Annotated in this window: 16 protein-coding genes; 7 read left to right on the forward strand and 9 right to left on the reverse strand. The window is 61.2% G+C overall.

What is annotated here, in order from left to right; genetic code table 11:
* The first annotated feature begins 89 nt into the window (after window positions 1–89).
* Entirely contained in the window at window positions 90–1,124 is a 1,035-nt protein-coding gene (locus ACTNFJ_RS11365) for an alpha/beta hydrolase (protein ID WP_435906383.1), read from the forward strand.
* A gap of 41 nt (window positions 1,125–1,165) precedes the next feature.
* The gene (locus ACTNFJ_RS11370) at window positions 1,166–1,642 is read left to right on the forward strand and encodes an NUDIX hydrolase (protein ID WP_435906384.1); all 477 of its coding nucleotides are present in this window, start codon (window positions 1,166–1,168) and stop codon (window positions 1,640–1,642) included.
* A 97-nt stretch (window positions 1,643–1,739) separates the two neighbouring features.
* On the opposite strand, the gene ACTNFJ_RS11375 is transcribed toward ACTNFJ_RS11370, so the two are convergent.
* Window positions 1,740–2,243, reverse strand: a complete 504-nt coding sequence (locus ACTNFJ_RS11375; RefSeq protein WP_435906385.1) for a DNA/RNA helicase — start codon at window positions 2,241–2,243, stop codon at window positions 1,740–1,742.
* Between the two features lie 153 nt (window positions 2,244–2,396).
* On the opposite strand from ACTNFJ_RS11375, the gene ACTNFJ_RS11380 reads away from it, so the two are divergent.
* Together ACTNFJ_RS11380 and ACTNFJ_RS11385 are read left to right on the forward strand one after the other, a co-directional pair.
* Complete coding sequence (locus ACTNFJ_RS11380; RefSeq protein WP_435906386.1) at window positions 2,397–2,906, forward strand: peptidylprolyl isomerase; 510 nt, start codon at window positions 2,397–2,399, stop codon at window positions 2,904–2,906.
* 178 nt (window positions 2,907–3,084) lie between these two features.
* Window positions 3,085–3,840 (forward strand): rhomboid family intramembrane serine protease, encoded by a 756-nt coding sequence (locus ACTNFJ_RS11385; RefSeq protein ID WP_435906387.1) that lies wholly within the window; start codon window positions 3,085–3,087, stop codon window positions 3,838–3,840.
* A 69-nt stretch (window positions 3,841–3,909) separates the two neighbouring features.
* On the opposite strand, the gene ACTNFJ_RS11390 is transcribed toward ACTNFJ_RS11385, so the two are convergent.
* Window positions 3,910–4,185, reverse strand: coding sequence for a cell division protein CrgA (locus tag ACTNFJ_RS11390; RefSeq protein ID WP_435906388.1), 276 nt, complete (start codon window positions 4,183–4,185; stop codon window positions 3,910–3,912).
* Between the two features lie 60 nt (window positions 4,186–4,245).
* Between ACTNFJ_RS11390 and ACTNFJ_RS11395 the strand changes: the two genes are divergently transcribed.
* Genes ACTNFJ_RS11395 through ACTNFJ_RS11405 form a run of 3 tightly spaced genes read left to right on the forward strand, consistent with a single transcriptional unit; the run spans window position 4,246 to window position 5,845 of the window.
* On the forward strand, window positions 4,246–5,043 hold the full coding sequence (locus ACTNFJ_RS11395; protein ID WP_435906389.1) for a class E sortase: 798 nt from the start codon (window positions 4,246–4,248) through the stop codon (window positions 5,041–5,043).
* 8 nt (window positions 5,044–5,051) lie between these two features.
* On the forward strand, window positions 5,052–5,198 hold the full coding sequence (locus tag ACTNFJ_RS11400) for a hypothetical protein (protein WP_435906491.1): 147 nt from the start codon (window positions 5,052–5,054) through the stop codon (window positions 5,196–5,198).
* Window positions 5,198–5,845 carry an anthranilate synthase component II gene (locus ACTNFJ_RS11405; protein WP_435906390.1) on the forward strand — a complete coding sequence of 216 codons (648 nt, stop codon included), beginning with the start codon at window positions 5,198–5,200 and terminating at the stop codon, window positions 5,843–5,845. The genes ACTNFJ_RS11400 and ACTNFJ_RS11405 overlap by 1 nt, the downstream gene beginning before the upstream one ends.
* On the opposite strand, the gene pknB is transcribed toward ACTNFJ_RS11405, so the two are convergent.
* The 7 genes from pknB to ACTNFJ_RS11440 form a co-directional block, all read right to left on the reverse strand.
* Window positions 5,842–7,539: a Stk1 family PASTA domain-containing Ser/Thr kinase gene (gene pknB, locus ACTNFJ_RS11410; protein WP_435906391.1), complete on the reverse strand. Its 1,698-nt coding sequence runs from the start codon at window positions 7,537–7,539 to the stop codon at window positions 5,842–5,844. The genes ACTNFJ_RS11405 and pknB overlap by 4 nt on opposite strands.
* Before the next feature lie 89 nt (window positions 7,540–7,628).
* Window positions 7,629–9,374, reverse strand: coding sequence for a serine/threonine-protein kinase (locus ACTNFJ_RS11415; RefSeq protein ID WP_435906392.1), 1,746 nt, complete (start codon window positions 9,372–9,374; stop codon window positions 7,629–7,631).
* Window positions 9,371–10,852, reverse strand: coding sequence for a peptidoglycan D,D-transpeptidase FtsI family protein (locus ACTNFJ_RS11420; protein ID WP_435906393.1), 1,482 nt, complete (start codon window positions 10,850–10,852; stop codon window positions 9,371–9,373). The genes ACTNFJ_RS11415 and ACTNFJ_RS11420 overlap by 4 nt, the downstream gene beginning before the upstream one ends.
* Window positions 10,849–12,237: an FtsW/RodA/SpoVE family cell cycle protein gene (locus ACTNFJ_RS11425; protein WP_435906394.1), complete on the reverse strand. Its 1,389-nt coding sequence runs from the start codon at window positions 12,235–12,237 to the stop codon at window positions 10,849–10,851. Before ACTNFJ_RS11425 ends, ACTNFJ_RS11420 begins: the two co-directional genes overlap by 4 nt.
* Window positions 12,234–13,523, reverse strand: coding sequence for a PP2C family protein-serine/threonine phosphatase (locus tag ACTNFJ_RS11430; RefSeq protein WP_435906395.1), 1,290 nt, complete (start codon window positions 13,521–13,523; stop codon window positions 12,234–12,236). The genes ACTNFJ_RS11425 and ACTNFJ_RS11430 overlap by 4 nt, the downstream gene beginning before the upstream one ends.
* Before the next feature lie 2 nt (window positions 13,524–13,525).
* A complete protein-coding gene (locus ACTNFJ_RS11435; RefSeq protein WP_435906396.1) occupies window positions 13,526–14,080 on the reverse strand; it encodes an FHA domain-containing protein FhaB/FipA in 555 nt (184 codons plus the stop codon).
* Window positions 14,077–14,844, reverse strand: a complete 768-nt coding sequence (locus tag ACTNFJ_RS11440) for an FHA domain-containing protein (protein WP_435906490.1) — start codon at window positions 14,842–14,844, stop codon at window positions 14,077–14,079. Before ACTNFJ_RS11440 ends, ACTNFJ_RS11435 begins: the two co-directional genes overlap by 4 nt.
* Window positions 14,845–14,969 lie beyond the last annotated feature (125 nt).

Consider the following 14,969-nt stretch of genomic DNA (forward strand, 5'->3'; position numbering starts at 1 on the left):
GGAAGCCCACCAGCACAGCTGGTGGGCTTCCTTCATATCGTGACGTGATCAGCGCCCCTCGACGATGCCAAGGTCCCTAGACTGAGTGCATGACCGAATGGCGCGAGGATGTTCTCGGAGAGGGCTTCGAGTTTTTGCGACTTGATCTCGGCGAAGACGCAGAAGGCCCGATGGAGGCAACTCTTGTCCGGTCGCTTCCTCGCCCACGGAATTTCTGGGAGCGCGCTCTCAAAGCCCCCCTGCCCCTCAGCGACGTCGATGTTCTGTATGTTCACGGTTGGTCAGACTACTTTTTTCAGCGGAACCTTGCCGAATTCTGGACAGCGCGAGGAGCGAGTTTTTACGCATTGGACCTACGAAAGTACGGACGGAGCCTTCGTGAGGGTCAAACGTCCGGATACGTTGAGGACCTGTCCGACTATGACCTCGAAATTGCCCTTGCCCTGGACGAAATGGGACACGGCCTGGGAGTCAGGCTGGGAGGTGAGAGTAAGGATCGTCGGCTGGTGCTGTTCGGGCACTCCACGGGTGGCCTCACGCTGAGTCTATGGGCCGATAGGCATCGTGGGATTGCCGATGCAGTGATTCTCAACAGTCCATGGCTGGAGTTGCAGTTGAGCAGTGCGGTGCGAAAGGCTCTGGCGCCGGTGGTGAACTTTCGCGCCACACTGAATCCTAGAGAACTCGCGCTTCCGCAGCTCGACCTGGGGTTCTATAAACGCGCGCAACGCATGGTGGCGGATCCGCGCGAGCAGGCTGATATAAATTCTCTCTGGAGGCCGGAAGTCTCTCTGCCCGTCCTTGTCGGGTGGTTTCGGGCCGTCCTCGATGGACACGCTCGTGTGGCCGCAGGCCTCCAGATCGGCGCTCCGGTGTGTGTGTTGCTTTCCGCGAGATCGCAGTTTGGCGTGACCTGGCGGGATGAGATGCTGCGGTCGGACACAGTACTCGATGTCGATCTGATTGCCCGTGCTGCATTGAAACTCAGTGACTCGGTTACGATCGAGCGGATCGACGGAGCGCTCCACGACGTGTTTCTCTCCGAACCCCTCGCGAGGAAAGACGCATATATCCGACTTTCGAGATGGGTATCCGGCTGGAGTGCGGCGTACGCGTCGGCCTGACGGCGACACCCGAGGTGAACGTGGCAGGCTAGGCTCTTGTTATGGATCTACGGGTGGCAGCCTACGCGGTAGTGGAGAGGCGTGGGAAGATCCTGCTTACCCACTGGCGCCGAGGGCACCTGCATGGGTGGACGCTGCCGGGAGGTGGGATCGATCACGGCGAGGATCCGAGAGACGCTGTTGTTCGCGAAGTGCTTGAGGAGACCGGACTTGAGGCTCGAGTGGGAAAACTCCTGGGCGTCGACTCCCGGGTCATGGTGCGAGAAGAGGTTCCAGAGGGTACGCCGCCAGAGCTTCACACTATCCGTATTGTTTACCGTGCCTCGGTGAAAGACGGTCCGCTCCGTCACGAGATAGATGGATCTTCCGATGAAGCGCGATGGGTGGCCATTCGTGATATTCGGTCATTGCGCACCCTGTCGCTTGTGCAGACGGGGATTCGGATGGCCGGGATAGACCAGCGTGGGCGTGCGAAACAGGGCGGTCAACGTCGCGCCGGAAAGACCCCACCGAAGTAGTCAGATAGCCTCGTCCGCATATGGCCCGAAAGCCCAAGACACAACAAAAGTGCGGGGGCGGCCGACGCCACCCCCGCACCAAAGATCCAACTCAGGGCTATAGCTCCCCTTCGGGGGCCACCCACAGCTCATCGTCGCTGCGGAATGCCTGCCACAGGGCGTAGCCGACACCTGCAGCAGCAACGACTCCGAGTCCGATTGCGATCACGCTGCCCGCGCGACGCTTCTTTGCGGGCTTCAACAGACCGCGCTGTTCGCCGAATGTGCGAAGTTGCTTGGCTGCGTCGCGGCTCTCCATCTGCTCAAGTGTGCGAACGGTATTGGCGAGGGCTGTCGCCACCATGGGTGCCGCGACTCGCCTCACCCGGTCCGCAGCGCGGTGGGCTGCAACGACACCGCGGTCAATCGTGGGTCGAACGCCTTCGATCGCATCGTTCACCCGGGGGGTGACATATTCGTCGCCCAGATTTCTCGCCTGACGGCCGGCCTCTTGCAATACCGATCCTGCGTGACCAAGAACGATGCGTTGCTCTTCGAGCAACTCCTCGGCGTGGGAGCGCAGACGCTTAAGTTCGCGACGACGCTTTCGTGAGAGTGACATAGAAACCTCCGTTGCCTGTGCGGGCTTTCTATCAAAACTACACTGACGTCGGCCGAGATGGGCGGACAAGTGTGTGGAATTCACAGGGGAAAGCTAGCGAACAGCCGATGAACCGTGCGTCGAGGACAGTGGGGAGGACGTAAACTTGCAGGCATGACTGTACACACCGCTGTTGCGACCATCCACACCAACCACGGCGACATCGTGCTGAACCTCTTTGGGGATCACGCCCCGAAGACGGTGAAGAACTTTGTGGAGCTTGCTCAGAAAGGCTTCTATGACGGGGTAATCTTTCACCGCATCATTGAGGACTTCATGATTCAAGGCGGCGATCCCACCGGCACGGGCACCGGAGGACCGGGGTACGTGTTTGATGATGAGATTCACCCCGAACTTGCATTCACTCACAAGTACCAGCTGGCGATGGCGAACGCAGGCAAGCGTCCTGATCTCACCGGTCGGCTCGCAGGTACCAATGGCTCACAGTTCTTCATCACGACGACCGCTCCCGGATGGTTGACTGGTAAGCACACTATCTTCGGCGAGGTCGCGAACGATGACTCGAAGGCTGTGGTTGACGCCATTGCTGCTGTACCGGTTGGCGCTATGGATCGTCCGAACGAAGATGTCGTAATGACCAGCGTCGAGATCACCGAGGTCTAAACAGGTGTCGAGGGATGCATCCGGGCCGCAGTTCGGCGAACGGGCCGAGTTCGGCCCGGATGACATCTGTTTCCGTCACCCTGATCGACCGAGCTTTACCCTGTGCCAACGATGCGGTCGAACCATCTGCGCAGAGTGTCAACAGGTCTCCGCAGTGGGGGTGCTCTGCACTGACTGTGTGAAGCAGACCCAACCCAGTGTTGCTCAGCGTGCGCGGCGATCGACACGCGTCACTGCGCGAAGACTGGCCTCTCCTGGCACACCGATCATCACCTATAGCATTATGGCGCTGTGCGGTCTCGTGTTCGCCGCCCAAGTGCTTAGCGCGAATTTTGGGGGCAACGAAGTCACCCGCGCACTCTGGTACGCACCCCTGTATTCCATGCCGCAACTTTTCGAGCCGTGGCGGATGCTTACAGCGATGTTTACCCACTCAACAGGGTTTGTGTTCCACATTCTCTTCAACATGCTGGCTCTGTGGCTTTTTGGTCGAAACCTCGAGCAGATGATCGGTCGAGGCGCATTCCTGCTCCTCTACATTTTTTCCGGCCTCGGTGGATCTCTCGGGGTCATGCTCTGGGCCTATGCCGACGTCCAATCGCTCCAGGTTGCGACTGTGGGCGCTTCAGGTGCAATCTTTGGTCTCCTCACAGCAACGCTCGTGGCCTACAAAGCAGCACGCGTCAATGTCACGTCTCTCGCGGTGTTGATCGCCATCAACTTTGCTATCGGGCTGCTTCCGGGAGCTTCAATTTCGTGGCAGGCACATTTGGGCGGCATGATCGTTGGCGGAATCACCATGTGGCTGCTGCTGTCGACACGCGGCCCGCGAAGGAAGGGTCTGCGGCTGGCGTCGCTGCTTGCCACAGCTACGGTGCTCTGCGTGACGTCGGGCCTATTCTTCGTACTCCCACCGATCGCGGTGGGTTGGTAGTTATCCACAGATTCATCCCCACCTGGGGAGAATTACACCTGTGTCATTCCCTGAAGATGGGTGAGTTTCTTACTTCCACCAAGGGGTCATGAGGAAACCGATGAGGACGAGACCAAAGCCCACGAAAATGTTCGCCTGCCCGAATGCCGGGATCGGGAGTTGAACGGTCGAACTCGTGATGTAATACAAGACGATCCAGACGAGCCCTAACAACATGAAGCCAAACATTACTGGCTTGAACCACACTGGGTTCGGTAGGTCACTTGGTTTCGCCATCGCCTGATCGGAGCGGTTCTCGACCGCATTCGACTTGCGCTTACTCACATCTTTGCCCGCAGCTGCCATGGGAAAGAGTCTACCTGGAGCTTCTCCCGGTCTCACAGCCGAGCGAAATAGAATGTGGGAATGGGTAACGCATCCGACCAGCGCGACTTCGCAGTCGTCGGCTCGACGCCTCGAGCCCCCCGTCGGCGCGCCAAGCTCAGCCCGTTGACCGTTATCGGTGAACTGCTGTTTGTCAGTGGGCTTGCGGTCGGTGGCTACCTGGTGTGGCAGCCTTGGCAGACAGAGGTCGTCGTGACCGAGAAGCAGGTCGAGCTCTCGGCGCTCGACTCGGCGGCCTGGGCTGAGGCAGCAGAAGAGCAACCCGCTGAGTGGAGCGGTGAGATTGCGGTAACCGAGAAGGTTGCCCCGGCGGATGTCTTCGGTGTGCTGTATGTTCCCGCGTTCGGGTCGAGCTACGCGAACCGCATGGCTGAGACCACCGATTGGTGGACGGTACTGAACCTCGACGAAAAGGGGATCGGGCGTTACGAGACGACCCAGATGCCGGGTGAACCGGGCAACTTTGCCGTCGCCGGGCATCGATCCGGGCCCCTAATCAACTCATTCAAAGAGATCATGAACCTCCGTGTGGGTGACCCAATGTACGTCGAGACCGCGCAGGGCTGGTATACCTATCGTTTTAGATCGTTCGAGTACGTCTGGCCCAGTGAGGTGGACGTGTTGAATCCATTTCCGCGGCTCACAGGTGCCCCGGGGGTGGATCAGATCCTCACCCTCACTACCTGTCATCCGAAGGACGCAGGAGACGCTGAGCGGGCGATTGCGTACGCGGTGCTTGAGAGCTTTCAGCCGCTCAGCGCGGGTCCACCCACCGACCTCAGCGCAGTGAATCCTACTTTCGGGGGTGTGACAAGCTAGTGTTTTCGTTGATCTGGAGATTTTTTCCCGGCCCCTGGTGGCTGAGGGTGTTCGTGATGCTCGCGGTGCTTGCGGCTGTGGTCTACACCCTCATCGTGTTTGTGTATCCCTATGTTGCTACCCTCTTGGTGACGCAAGAAACGACGGTGGAGTGATGACTCGCATTCTGGTAATCGACAACTACGACAGCTTCGTTTATACGCTGAACGGGTACTTGCAGCAGCTTGGCGCAGAGACTCAGGTGATCCGCAATGATGACGTGAGCATCGGCGAACTGGAGCAGCTGGTCTCCGAATTCGACGGTGTTCTCATTTCCCCAGGACCCGGCACCCCCGCGGATGCCGGGGTTTCGGTACCCATGGTGGGCATCGCCCTGCGAACGGCCGTGCCGGTGCTGGGTGTCTGCCTCGGGCATCAGGCGATCGCTGAGGCGCTTGGCGGAACGGTGACGCACGCTGACGAGCTCATGCACGGGAAGGTATCTCGAGTGCATCACACGGGTGATTCCTTCTTCGAAGGGGTCGCATCGGAGTTCTCGGCAACTAGATATCATTCGCTTGCCGTGGTGCGGGATACCGTGCCCCAGGATCTCATCGTGACTGCGGAGACTGCTGGAGGTGTCGTGATGGCGCTGCGCCACCGAGAGCTACCCATCTACGGCGTGCAGTACCATCCGGAGTCGGTGCTCACTGAGGGTGGGTATCAGCAGCTCGCGAATTGGCTCGTCGCGTGTGGCGCCGTTAACGCAGCGGAGATCGCCGCCACACTGTCGCCCCTGCTTACCACGGAGGCCGAACGCTAGGCCGAGCAGTACTCGATCTCGACCTGCGAGCCCTGCGGCTGCTGTCCCACAATTGATTGCTGCACGACGGGGACCCCGGCCTGCTGAGGGCAGCCCGGGTTCGGCTTCACGCTGGTGATGAGTCGCAAGCCCTCGAGCATTGCAGTTGCGGCCTGAATTGACTGCCCCGTCACATCCGGCACAATGACCATGCCGCTCGACACCGTCACATCAACCGCCCTGCCGCGAGGGAGAGGGCTGCCTGGTTCGGGGGTGACCGCCAGGACGCGATCTGTTGGCGCGTCAGAGTTGTCTTGTTTGGTGATCATTCCGACGGTCAAACCGAGACCCTCGAGAGCAGTTGTGTACTCGGCAAGGTTCATATTCGCGATCTCTGGAACTTCGGGCGACTCTGGACCCGTAGAGATGTACACACGAATCGTCGTCTCAGTGGTCACGCGGACGCCGGCGGCAGGATCTGTGCGAATTACATGATTGGCCGGAATCTCTTCGTCTGATATCTCCGTCGGCACGGGCACGAGGCCAAGCTCCGACAGCGCATCGAAGGCTGCGTCGCGCTCGACGCTGATCAGATCGGGAACCTCTCTCGTGTTGGTCGGAGCAAACGACTTCGGCGCAAGCGCTGCCAACCAAAACACGACCGCGGCGACCACGGCGATCACGGTGAGGATCGCCACCCAGATCCACATCACCGGGGGTCGGCTCTGTGAACGGGCGGTGGTGCCTCCCTCAGAGAGACGTCGGAGTGCTAAGTCTGATTCCGATGTCTCCTCGCCGCCGGTGAAGAGAACCGGTGCCTGCTCGTCACCCGAACCCAGCTTCGGCATGATGCCGTCACGGGCGAGTCGAAGAGCGTCTCTGAACTCGGAAGCGGACTGAAAGCGGCGAGCACGGTCTTTCGCCAGCGCGTGCAGAATAACCCGGTCGAGTTCGGGGGAGACCTGCGGATCTCGTTGGCTCGGGGTCTGAGGTCGCTCGCTGACGTGTTGATAGGCGACCGCTACCGCCGTCTCGCCGCGAAAAGGCACGTCGCCGGTGAGGAGTTCGTAGAGCAAAATCCCTGTTGAGTAGAGATCAGTTCGCGTATCAACAGTCTCACCCTTTGCCTGTTCGGGAGAGAAGTATGCGGCGGTGCCGAGGATGGCCGTCGTTTGCTGGACCGTTGATGAGGTCTCGGACACCGCGCGCGCGATTCCAAAGTCCATGACCTTGACCTGACCGGTTCGGGTAATCATGATGTTTGCAGGCTTGATGTCGCGGTGGACGATGCCGGCCCGGTGGGAATACTCCAGCGCAGTGAGAACCGATTCAACGACTCTGCACGCCTCGGTCGGTGACAACCGCTCCACCGAGGTCAGCTCTCGCAGGTTCTGCCCGTCGATGAACTCCATGACAATAAACGGAAGTCGCTGCGGGCCGTCGGCCGTTTGAATCAGGTCGTCACCGGCGTCAAGCACTCGAACGACGCTCGGATGCGCGAGCCGAGAGGCCGATTGCGCCTCCTGCCGAAAGCGCAATCGGAACGCTTCATCGCCCGCGAGGTTGGCGCGCATGATCTTGATGGCAACCTGGCGTCCCAGCTTTGTGTCGGTGCCCCGGTAGACCGTTGCCATCCCACCCTGGCCAATGAACTCGCCGATCGCATACCGACCAGCGAGGATGCGCTGCTGGCTGGCCTGGGGGGTCTCAGTCATCGGTCACCTCTCTCGCGATCGTCGCAGTGGGTTCTAGTTTAGGGGCGGGTGGGTCGTGGAAGTGCCCACAAGGGAGCAGCGGATCAAGGTTAGTCAGCGGGATTTGGGGCCGGTTCGGGGCCGGGGGTCGGCGCGGCGACTACCATGGTCACGGGGTCTGACGCCGGCGAAGTGCGGGTGACCGACGAGCCGTTTCCACAAGTCACCGTGTAGCTCACGCTCATTTGCCCGTCGGGCTGAGGTGGTGAAATCTTGTTTGCCGTCACGGTCACGCTCGGGGTTGGAACGGAGCCCGGTGCTGTACCATCACCAGTCACGGTTACGTTGTAGGCCTGGATGGTAAGGCCGGTGGGGCATGCGGGCACGTCCCAGCTGACGGTTGCGGTGCCACCGGATTCGACGGTCGGGCTGCTCGTGCGCGGAGCCGCCGGCTTTGCGGGATCGCCAAACGGCACCGTGTAGGTCAGTGTGATCGGCTGGTCGAGCTTCACGCGGGCACCGGTGGGGTTCACGTCGGTCACGAGGTTGACCTGATCGTCCGGCCCCGGGCTGCCGGGTTGTGAGCTGACGTTGGTAAAGCCCAGACCGCGAAGGTAACCAATAGCTTCTTCCACATTGGTGCCGACGACGGCCGAGGCCTCGACAGCGGCGGTCTCTGCGGCAGTCGTTGTTGGCGTCTTGGTGGTGGTGGGCGTCGAGGTCTGCGTCGTAGGAGGCTCGTCGTTGCCCGAATTGCTCGCAGACCAGAGTGCGACCGCCGTACCCGCACCGATCAGTACTAACAAGATGAGCAGCGTGATCAGCGGCCAGGTCCAGGGGCTGCGCTTCTTCTTCTCGAGACTGCCATCGTCTTCGTTTTCGTCGAGAGTCGGCGTGATCGAAGCCCCTCCGGCCAGCATGGTGGTCTGGGGAAGCGCGGTCGTGGCCGCGTCAGAGAACCCAGTCTGAGACATCACGACTGTTGCGGCGGCGTCCGCCCCCGCCACGGCGGGTACATAGCTGGCGGCAAGTGCTAGGTTGCCGCGATGGAGTGCGGTGGCAGCCTGTGCGAGCTTCGCCGCGGTCTGCGGGCGCTCATCAGGATCCTTTGCCAGGCAGGCCATGACCAGGCGCTGCACCGGAGCCGGAACATCTGCAGGTAGTGCAGGCGGCGCATCGTTGATCTGTGCCATCGCAATTGCCACTTGAGATTCGCCAGTGAAGGGGCGCTTGCCCGCGAGGCACTCGTACGCCACGATGCCGAGCGAATACAGGTCGGTCGACGGGGTCGCTGTGTGGCCGCTTGCCTGCTCGGGTGCCAGGTACTGCACGGTGCCCATCACCTGCCCAGTGGCGGTCAGTGGCACCTGGTCGGCGATCCTTGCGATGCCGAAGTCGGTGATCTTGACGCGTCCTTCGGGCGTGATCAGCAGGTTACCCGGCTTGATGTCGCGGTGCACGAGGCCAGCATCGTGCGCAGCCTGCAGCGCCGTCGCGGTCTGCGCGACGATGCCGAGCACGCGATCCGCCGGCAGGCGGCCCTCGCGCTCGATGATTGTCGATAGCGGCTCGCCCGGCACCAGTTCCATCACGATGTATGCGGAGCCCTGCTCCTCACCGTAATCAAAAACGTTCGCGATGCCCTCATGGTTGACAAGCGCAGCGTGACGCGCCTCTGCGCGGAATCGCTCGAGGAACCCGGGGTCCCCCATATATTCGTCCTTGAGGATCTTGATGGCGACGGTACGCCCGATGATGCTGTCGGTCGCCTTCCACACCTCGCCCATTCCGCCGATGGCGATTCTCGAGCTCAGCTCGTAGCGCCCGCCGAACGTTACCCCTGCCACTGGTCTCATTGGCCTAACACCGCTTCCATCACTTGTTTTCCGACTGTAGTGGGCAGATCATAAGAACTCCCCAAGAAACTCTGGGCGGCCCCGCCGCCATCTGCGATTACCACGGCAATTGCCACCTCTGGGTTCTCGACCGGAGCGAAACCGGTGTACCAGAGGGTGAAGGGGCGATCCGCACCGTTCGCATCAACACCGTTCTCGGCGGTGCCAGTCTTTCCAGCGACACGCACGCCCGGGATCGCCGCTACGTGGCCGGTGCCATCCGTGTCTCCCACCACGCGTTCCATCATTGAAGTGAGCGCCGCAGCGGTCTCCTTCGAGATCGGTGTGCTGAGCTGCTCAGGCTCGAACTGCTTTTCTACGCGCAGATCCGGAGTGATGACCTGGTCGACCAGGTAGGGCTTCATCACCACGCCGTCGTTGGCGATCCCTGCAGACACCATAGCCATCTGCAGCGGGGTGGAGCGCACGTCGAGCTGGCCGATTGAGGCAAGCGCAACCTGCGCGTTGTCGAGGGGCGCCGGAGAGGTGCTCGGTGTGACCACGAGAGGGATCGAGAGTTCCTGGTCAAATCCAAACTCTCGCGCCATCTTCGGTACTGCGTCGCGGTCCATGCTCATTGCGAGTTCGGCGAACGGAATGTTGCACGAGAGAATCATTGCCTGCATCAGACTGACGGAGTCCCCTGACCCGCACGTGGTGCGGGATGCGTTCTGCATGGTGGCGCTCGACTGCGGCAACGACAGTGTCGCTGGGTTGGCGAACGTGCTGTCGGGGGTCGCGGTGCCGTTTTCTATCGCTGCGGCTGCGGTGAGCAGTTTATAGGTGGATCCCGGGGGGTACAGATCGCCCCCGATCGCACGATTGAGCAGTGGCCGAGACGGATCAGCCTCGAGTTGGCGGTAGTTGGTGATGATCTCGGCGTCGTTGTTGGTTGAAAGGAGGTTCGGATCAAAACTGGGTGTCGTTACCATCGCCAGCACGCGACCGGTTGCGGGTTCGATCGCCACAACGGCACCCTCGTATCCGGCCATTGCATCAGCCGCAGCTTGCTGCACAACCGGGTCGAGAGTCGTCTCGATCGAGCTGCCCTGCGGCTTTACCCCGGTGACGGTTCGCACGATCCGCGTGAAGAACTGGGCGTTGCCGAGCCCAGAAAGTTCCTGATTCATCGCCTGCTCAAGTCCGGTGGTTCCCTGGGTACGCGAGTAGTACCCAGTGACCGAAGCGAACAACGGTCCGTTCGTGTATTGCCGAACGAATCGGTAGTCGTCTTGTGTGGCCGTCGAGTATGCGATGGGATCGCCATCCACCAGGATCGAGCCTCGCTCAATCTTGTAGGTGTTCTTCAGGGTGCGACCGTTGAGTTCATTTGCTCGGAGTTCGTCGGCAGAGACGAACTGAATCATGGTCACTGCAAAGAACAACACGATAAACATGCCGAATACGGTGCGGGTGAGGTTCTTCAACTGCTTATTCATGCACGGATCACCAGCTTCGGTCGGTTGCGCACTGAGTTCGAGAGGCGCAGCAACAACGCAATAATGATCCAGTTAGACACCAGCGATGAGCCGCCGGCGGCAAGAAATGGCGCGGTCAGACCGGTGAGCGGTATGACACGCGTCACGCCTCCCACCACGATGAAGATCTGCAGCGCGAGGGCGAAGCCGAGTCCGGCGGCGAGGAGCTTTCCGAAGTCATCCTGCCCCGCGAATCCAATGCGCAGGGCACGACCGACCAGCACGAGGTAGGCCCCGAGAATGACAAACAGCCCCACAAGTCCGAGTTCCTCGCCGAGGCTTGGGATGATGTAGTCGCTCTGAGAGAGCGGGGTATCACCGGGATAACCCTGCCCCAGGCCCGTGCCGGTCATCCCGCCGTTTGCCATACCAAATAGCCCCTGCACCAGCTGGAAGCTTGCGCCGAGTGGATCGGAGAAGGGGTCAAGCCAGTTTGCGAAGCGGTTGCCTACATAATCGAGGACCTGGCTGGCGAGGATGCCGCCAGCGAGGAAGAGCCCGACGCCGAGCACGATCCATCCCACGCGCCCAGTGGCGACGTACAGCATCGAGAGGAACAGCCCGAAGTAGAGCAGGGAGGTGCCGAGGTCGCGCTGGAACACGAGCACCGACATGGCAATGAGCCAGAACGCGACGAGAGGGCCCAAATCTCGTCCTCGGGGAAAGCGTATGCCGGCGAACTTCTTGCCCACCATCGACAGCGCGTCTCGATTGCGCACGAGGTATCCGGCAAAAAAGATTGCCAAGAGGATTTTCGCGATTTCACCCGGCTGGAACGAGAAGGAGCCAATGAAAATCCACACGCGGGCGCCGTTGATCTCGCGTCCGATCACGGGAAGCATCGGCAGCAGCAACAGCACGACCGCCGCGAGTCCGGTCAGGTACGTATACCGGAACAGCACCAGATGGTTACGGACGAGGGCGACGACCGCGATCGCGACCACGATCGCGACGGTTGACCACACCAGTTGCCGGACGGAGACCGCTTCCCACCCGATGAGGTCTTTGGAGAGATCGATGCGGTAAATCTGCGCAATACCGATGGTATTGAGGAGCGTTGCGAGGGGCACAATCAGGGGGTCGGCGTCGGGGGCCACTCTCCGGACCACCACGTGCAAGGCCAACACGGAGAGCACGAAGGCGACACCTGCGGGGAGCAACATGGTGGAGAGCTCGCCGAGTACGGTGAGATCGATAATCACGACCGCGCCGATGCCAATCACCAGTGCGAATAAGACTAAGGAGAGCTCGAGACCCCGAAGCAGTCGTGGCTGTCGAAGCGCGGTAATGCGCTGCAAGACCGTCTCGCTCGTGCGTGTGGTGTCGTAGCCTTTTGACTTGCTCACGGATCCACCCCCAGACGTAGCACGATCTCACGGGCCTCTGCGAGAGAGCTTGCACTCAAGGTGCGCTCCACTTGGCGTTGCTCGAGTCCGCCCAGCGAATCCAGCGGGATCCCGGTGTCTTCCGCCTCCGAGCTGAGCGAGAGCGTCCCGATTCCCTGCTGGACACCGCGGTAAATGATCACCGTATCGCCATCGGTGCCCACGTAGTACAGACTCTGGGTCCACTGGTAGCCGAGAGCCAGCGCCCCCACGATAACGGCGGCGACCGCGAGCAGTCCGACGGCCCAGATCGCGCGCCGTCTTCGGTTACGTCGTTTCGTTTCGGCGATAAGTTCTGCGAGGTACTCATCGATTCGGGGTTCGAAGTGGCTCTCGGCAGCCGGCGAGGCGCGTCGAATAGTGCGTCGGCGTGACAGCAGCCGGGTACGACTCGTGCTGACTTCCTCGTCGGACGTCTCGGTCGTTGCGGATCCGGCGAACCGCGGGCCAGGCATTTCGGCAGCGGTGAGAGGGGCGGCCAAGGTTTCGACGAGCACCACGGTTACGTTGTCGGGGGCACCGTGTGCCAGCGCCTTGTCGATGAGCTGATCCACCGCACCCTGGAGCGAAGGGCGACGCTGCAAAATCTTCTCGATATCGGCGTCTTCAACGTATCCGCACAACCCATCGGAGCAGAGCAGCCACAGATCATCGGGCCTGGTCTGCAGCACACTTGTGTCGATCTTGGGCGAACTATCAACGTCGCCAAGCACGCGCATCAGCACTGAGCGCCGGGGGTGCGTCTTCGCCTCATCTTCGGTGATTTGCCCGCTGTCGACGAGGTGCTGCACGAACGTATGATCCCGAGTGACCTGCTTGAATTCGCCGTCCCGCAGCAGATAGAGGCGAGTGTCGCCAATGTGCGCCAATGAAAGCTGATCTCCGACGGTCATGAAACCGGTGAAGGTGGTGCCCATGCCCGAAAGCTCTGGACGTTCGCCGACGGTCGCGCGCAGCATGCGATTCGCCCGCAGCAACTGGTCGGCTAGGTGCTCGCTAGAGGCTTTTGCCTGCGCAGCGGTAGGGGCGACGGGATCACCATTGAGGTCGAGCTGCCCCGTCTCCGTGTTCGCATCCAGCTTCGCGAGGGCGCGGGTCGTGAGCGCGGAGGCCACGTCGCCCCCTGCGTGCCCGCCCATGCCGTCAGCCACGAGAAACAACCGGTCGCCAGCAAATGCCGAATCCTGGTTATTGGATCGCACCATCCCCACATGGGAACCAATGGCGCTCGCGTACCCGACGGTCACTCTTATGGCCTCAACTCGAACGTTGTGGTACCGATGGTGATCGGCGTGAACACCGGCACAGTTACTGTTCCCGTTACGCGGGTGCCATCGAGTTTCGTGCCGTTCGTCGAATCAAGGTCGGTCAACAGCCACTGATCGCCGTTGCGTGCGAGTCGCGCGTGATAGGTCGAGGTGTACTCGTCAACAATCACGAAGGTTGAATCGGCGCTGCGCCCGATGGTGATCATCTCGTCGTCGAGCGGGATCGCGGTGCCAGCGGCGACACCGGAGGTGATGACGAGGGTCGCGGCCCGTGATTTGGCATTTGCTGGGGGGAATGCACCGCCACTCGCAGAAACAAGCGGCGGTGTGGCTGGTTGCGTGTTGCCCGTCGGAATCGGTGCGGGCGTCGGGGTAGCCTGATGCCCATTGGGTTGGCGTGCTGCTCCGTCGCTCGGCAGCTTTCGCACGGGAGCTCCGAAGAGGTCGCTCCGCAGGGCGTAGACGATTGCGAAAATGAACAGCCACAGCAGCAGTAAGAAACCAATGCGCAGTATCAGGAGGGTCAGTTCGCTCACATTCCCCTCCAAAAATCCTGCTCAATACCGGCTTGAGCCGAGCGTTCGCCGGAGCCGTTGCGCTCCGCCGGGCGAGGTGGGCTGGCCTGCTGCTGTGCGGAACGGACCGGGACGAGGAGAAAGCGCAGTGTCGTCTGGCCGATGGTGATGACCGTATCGGGGTTCAGCGCCGCTTCGCGAAATCGCTGGCCGTTGATTTTCGAACCGTTGGTGGAGCCTAGGTCGCGAGCGATGCCTGAGGTGCCATCCCAAATCAACTGCAGGTGCTGCCGGGATGCTGCCGTGTCGGTAATGCGGATGCCCGCGTCACTTCCACGACCCACAACGGTCGTGCCGCGGTGCAATTCGTGCTGGACGCCGTCGACCTCTATCATCGGCGTCCAAGCCACCCGACCCTCGACCTGTGCCGCATCAATCTGTAGCACGCCCGTGGTAAGGGAATTGTCGACGCGGAGCTCGACATCGGCCTCACCCAGAAGCTGATAACCCTGCCGCTTCGCATGCTTGTTCACTACCCCGATCAGTTCACGCTCGAGGGTGCCTCCCAGGCTCTTGAGGCGTGTTGCGTCAGGGGAGGACAAGCGTACGACGAAGCGGTTAGGGGCGAGGACGCGATCGCGATCCACAATCACCGAACCAATCTCAAGCTCGCGCTTGAGGCCGGAGGCGATCTCTACGGGCTGCACTCCGGAACGAAATGTGCGAGCGAAGGCGCCGTTCACGGCACGCTCGAGACCACGTTCAACGCTGTCAAGAATGCCCATGGTGTTCGCCCCCTTCTCGTGCATCTCAGTCGTCGGTCCTCACTGTCGCCCCCGGCGTGCAGGCGCGTGAACGCCCGCCGACAGGTTTCGGCGTGTGGGCCCATGCTACCTGCACAGGCTTTGCG

Source organism: Leucobacter shiyiweii (assembly GCF_052446065.1).
GTDB lineage: Bacteria > Actinomycetota > Actinomycetes > Actinomycetales > Microbacteriaceae > Leucobacter.

Bases quoted from the DNA above. Each gene is read 5' to 3' on its own strand.
- ACTNFJ_RS11390 (WP_435906388.1), bottom strand. From the start codon at position 4,185: ATGGCAGCTGCGGGCAAAGATGTGAGTAAGCGCAAGTCGAATGCGGTC.
- ACTNFJ_RS11395 (WP_435906389.1), top strand. From the start codon at position 4,246: ATGGGTAACGCATCCGACCAGCGCGACTTCGCAGTCGTCGGCTCGACG.
- ACTNFJ_RS11415 (WP_435906392.1), bottom strand. From the start codon at position 9,374: ATGAGACCAGTGGCAGGGGTAACGTTCGGCGGGCGCTACGAGCTGAGC.
- ACTNFJ_RS11405 (WP_435906390.1), top strand. From the start codon at position 5,198: ATGACTCGCATTCTGGTAATCGACAACTACGACAGCTTCGTTTATACG.
- ACTNFJ_RS11440 (WP_435906490.1), bottom strand. From the start codon at position 14,844: ATGGGCATTCTTGACAGCGTTGAACGTGGTCTCGAGCGTGCCGTGAAC.
- ACTNFJ_RS11420 (WP_435906393.1), bottom strand. From the start codon at position 10,852: ATGAATAAGCAGTTGAAGAACCTCACCCGCACCGTATTCGGCATGTTT.
- ACTNFJ_RS11375 (WP_435906385.1), bottom strand. From the start codon at position 2,243: ATGTCACTCTCACGAAAGCGTCGTCGCGAACTTAAGCGTCTGCGCTCC.
- ACTNFJ_RS11380 (WP_435906386.1), top strand. From the start codon at position 2,397: ATGACTGTACACACCGCTGTTGCGACCATCCACACCAACCACGGCGAC.
- ACTNFJ_RS11370 (WP_435906384.1), top strand. From the start codon at position 1,166: ATGGATCTACGGGTGGCAGCCTACGCGGTAGTGGAGAGGCGTGGGAAG.
- pknB (WP_435906391.1), bottom strand. From the start codon at position 7,539: ATGACTGAGACCCCCCAGGCCAGCCAGCAGCGCATCCTCGCTGGTCGG.
- ACTNFJ_RS11365 (WP_435906383.1), top strand. From the start codon at position 90: ATGACCGAATGGCGCGAGGATGTTCTCGGAGAGGGCTTCGAGTTTTTG.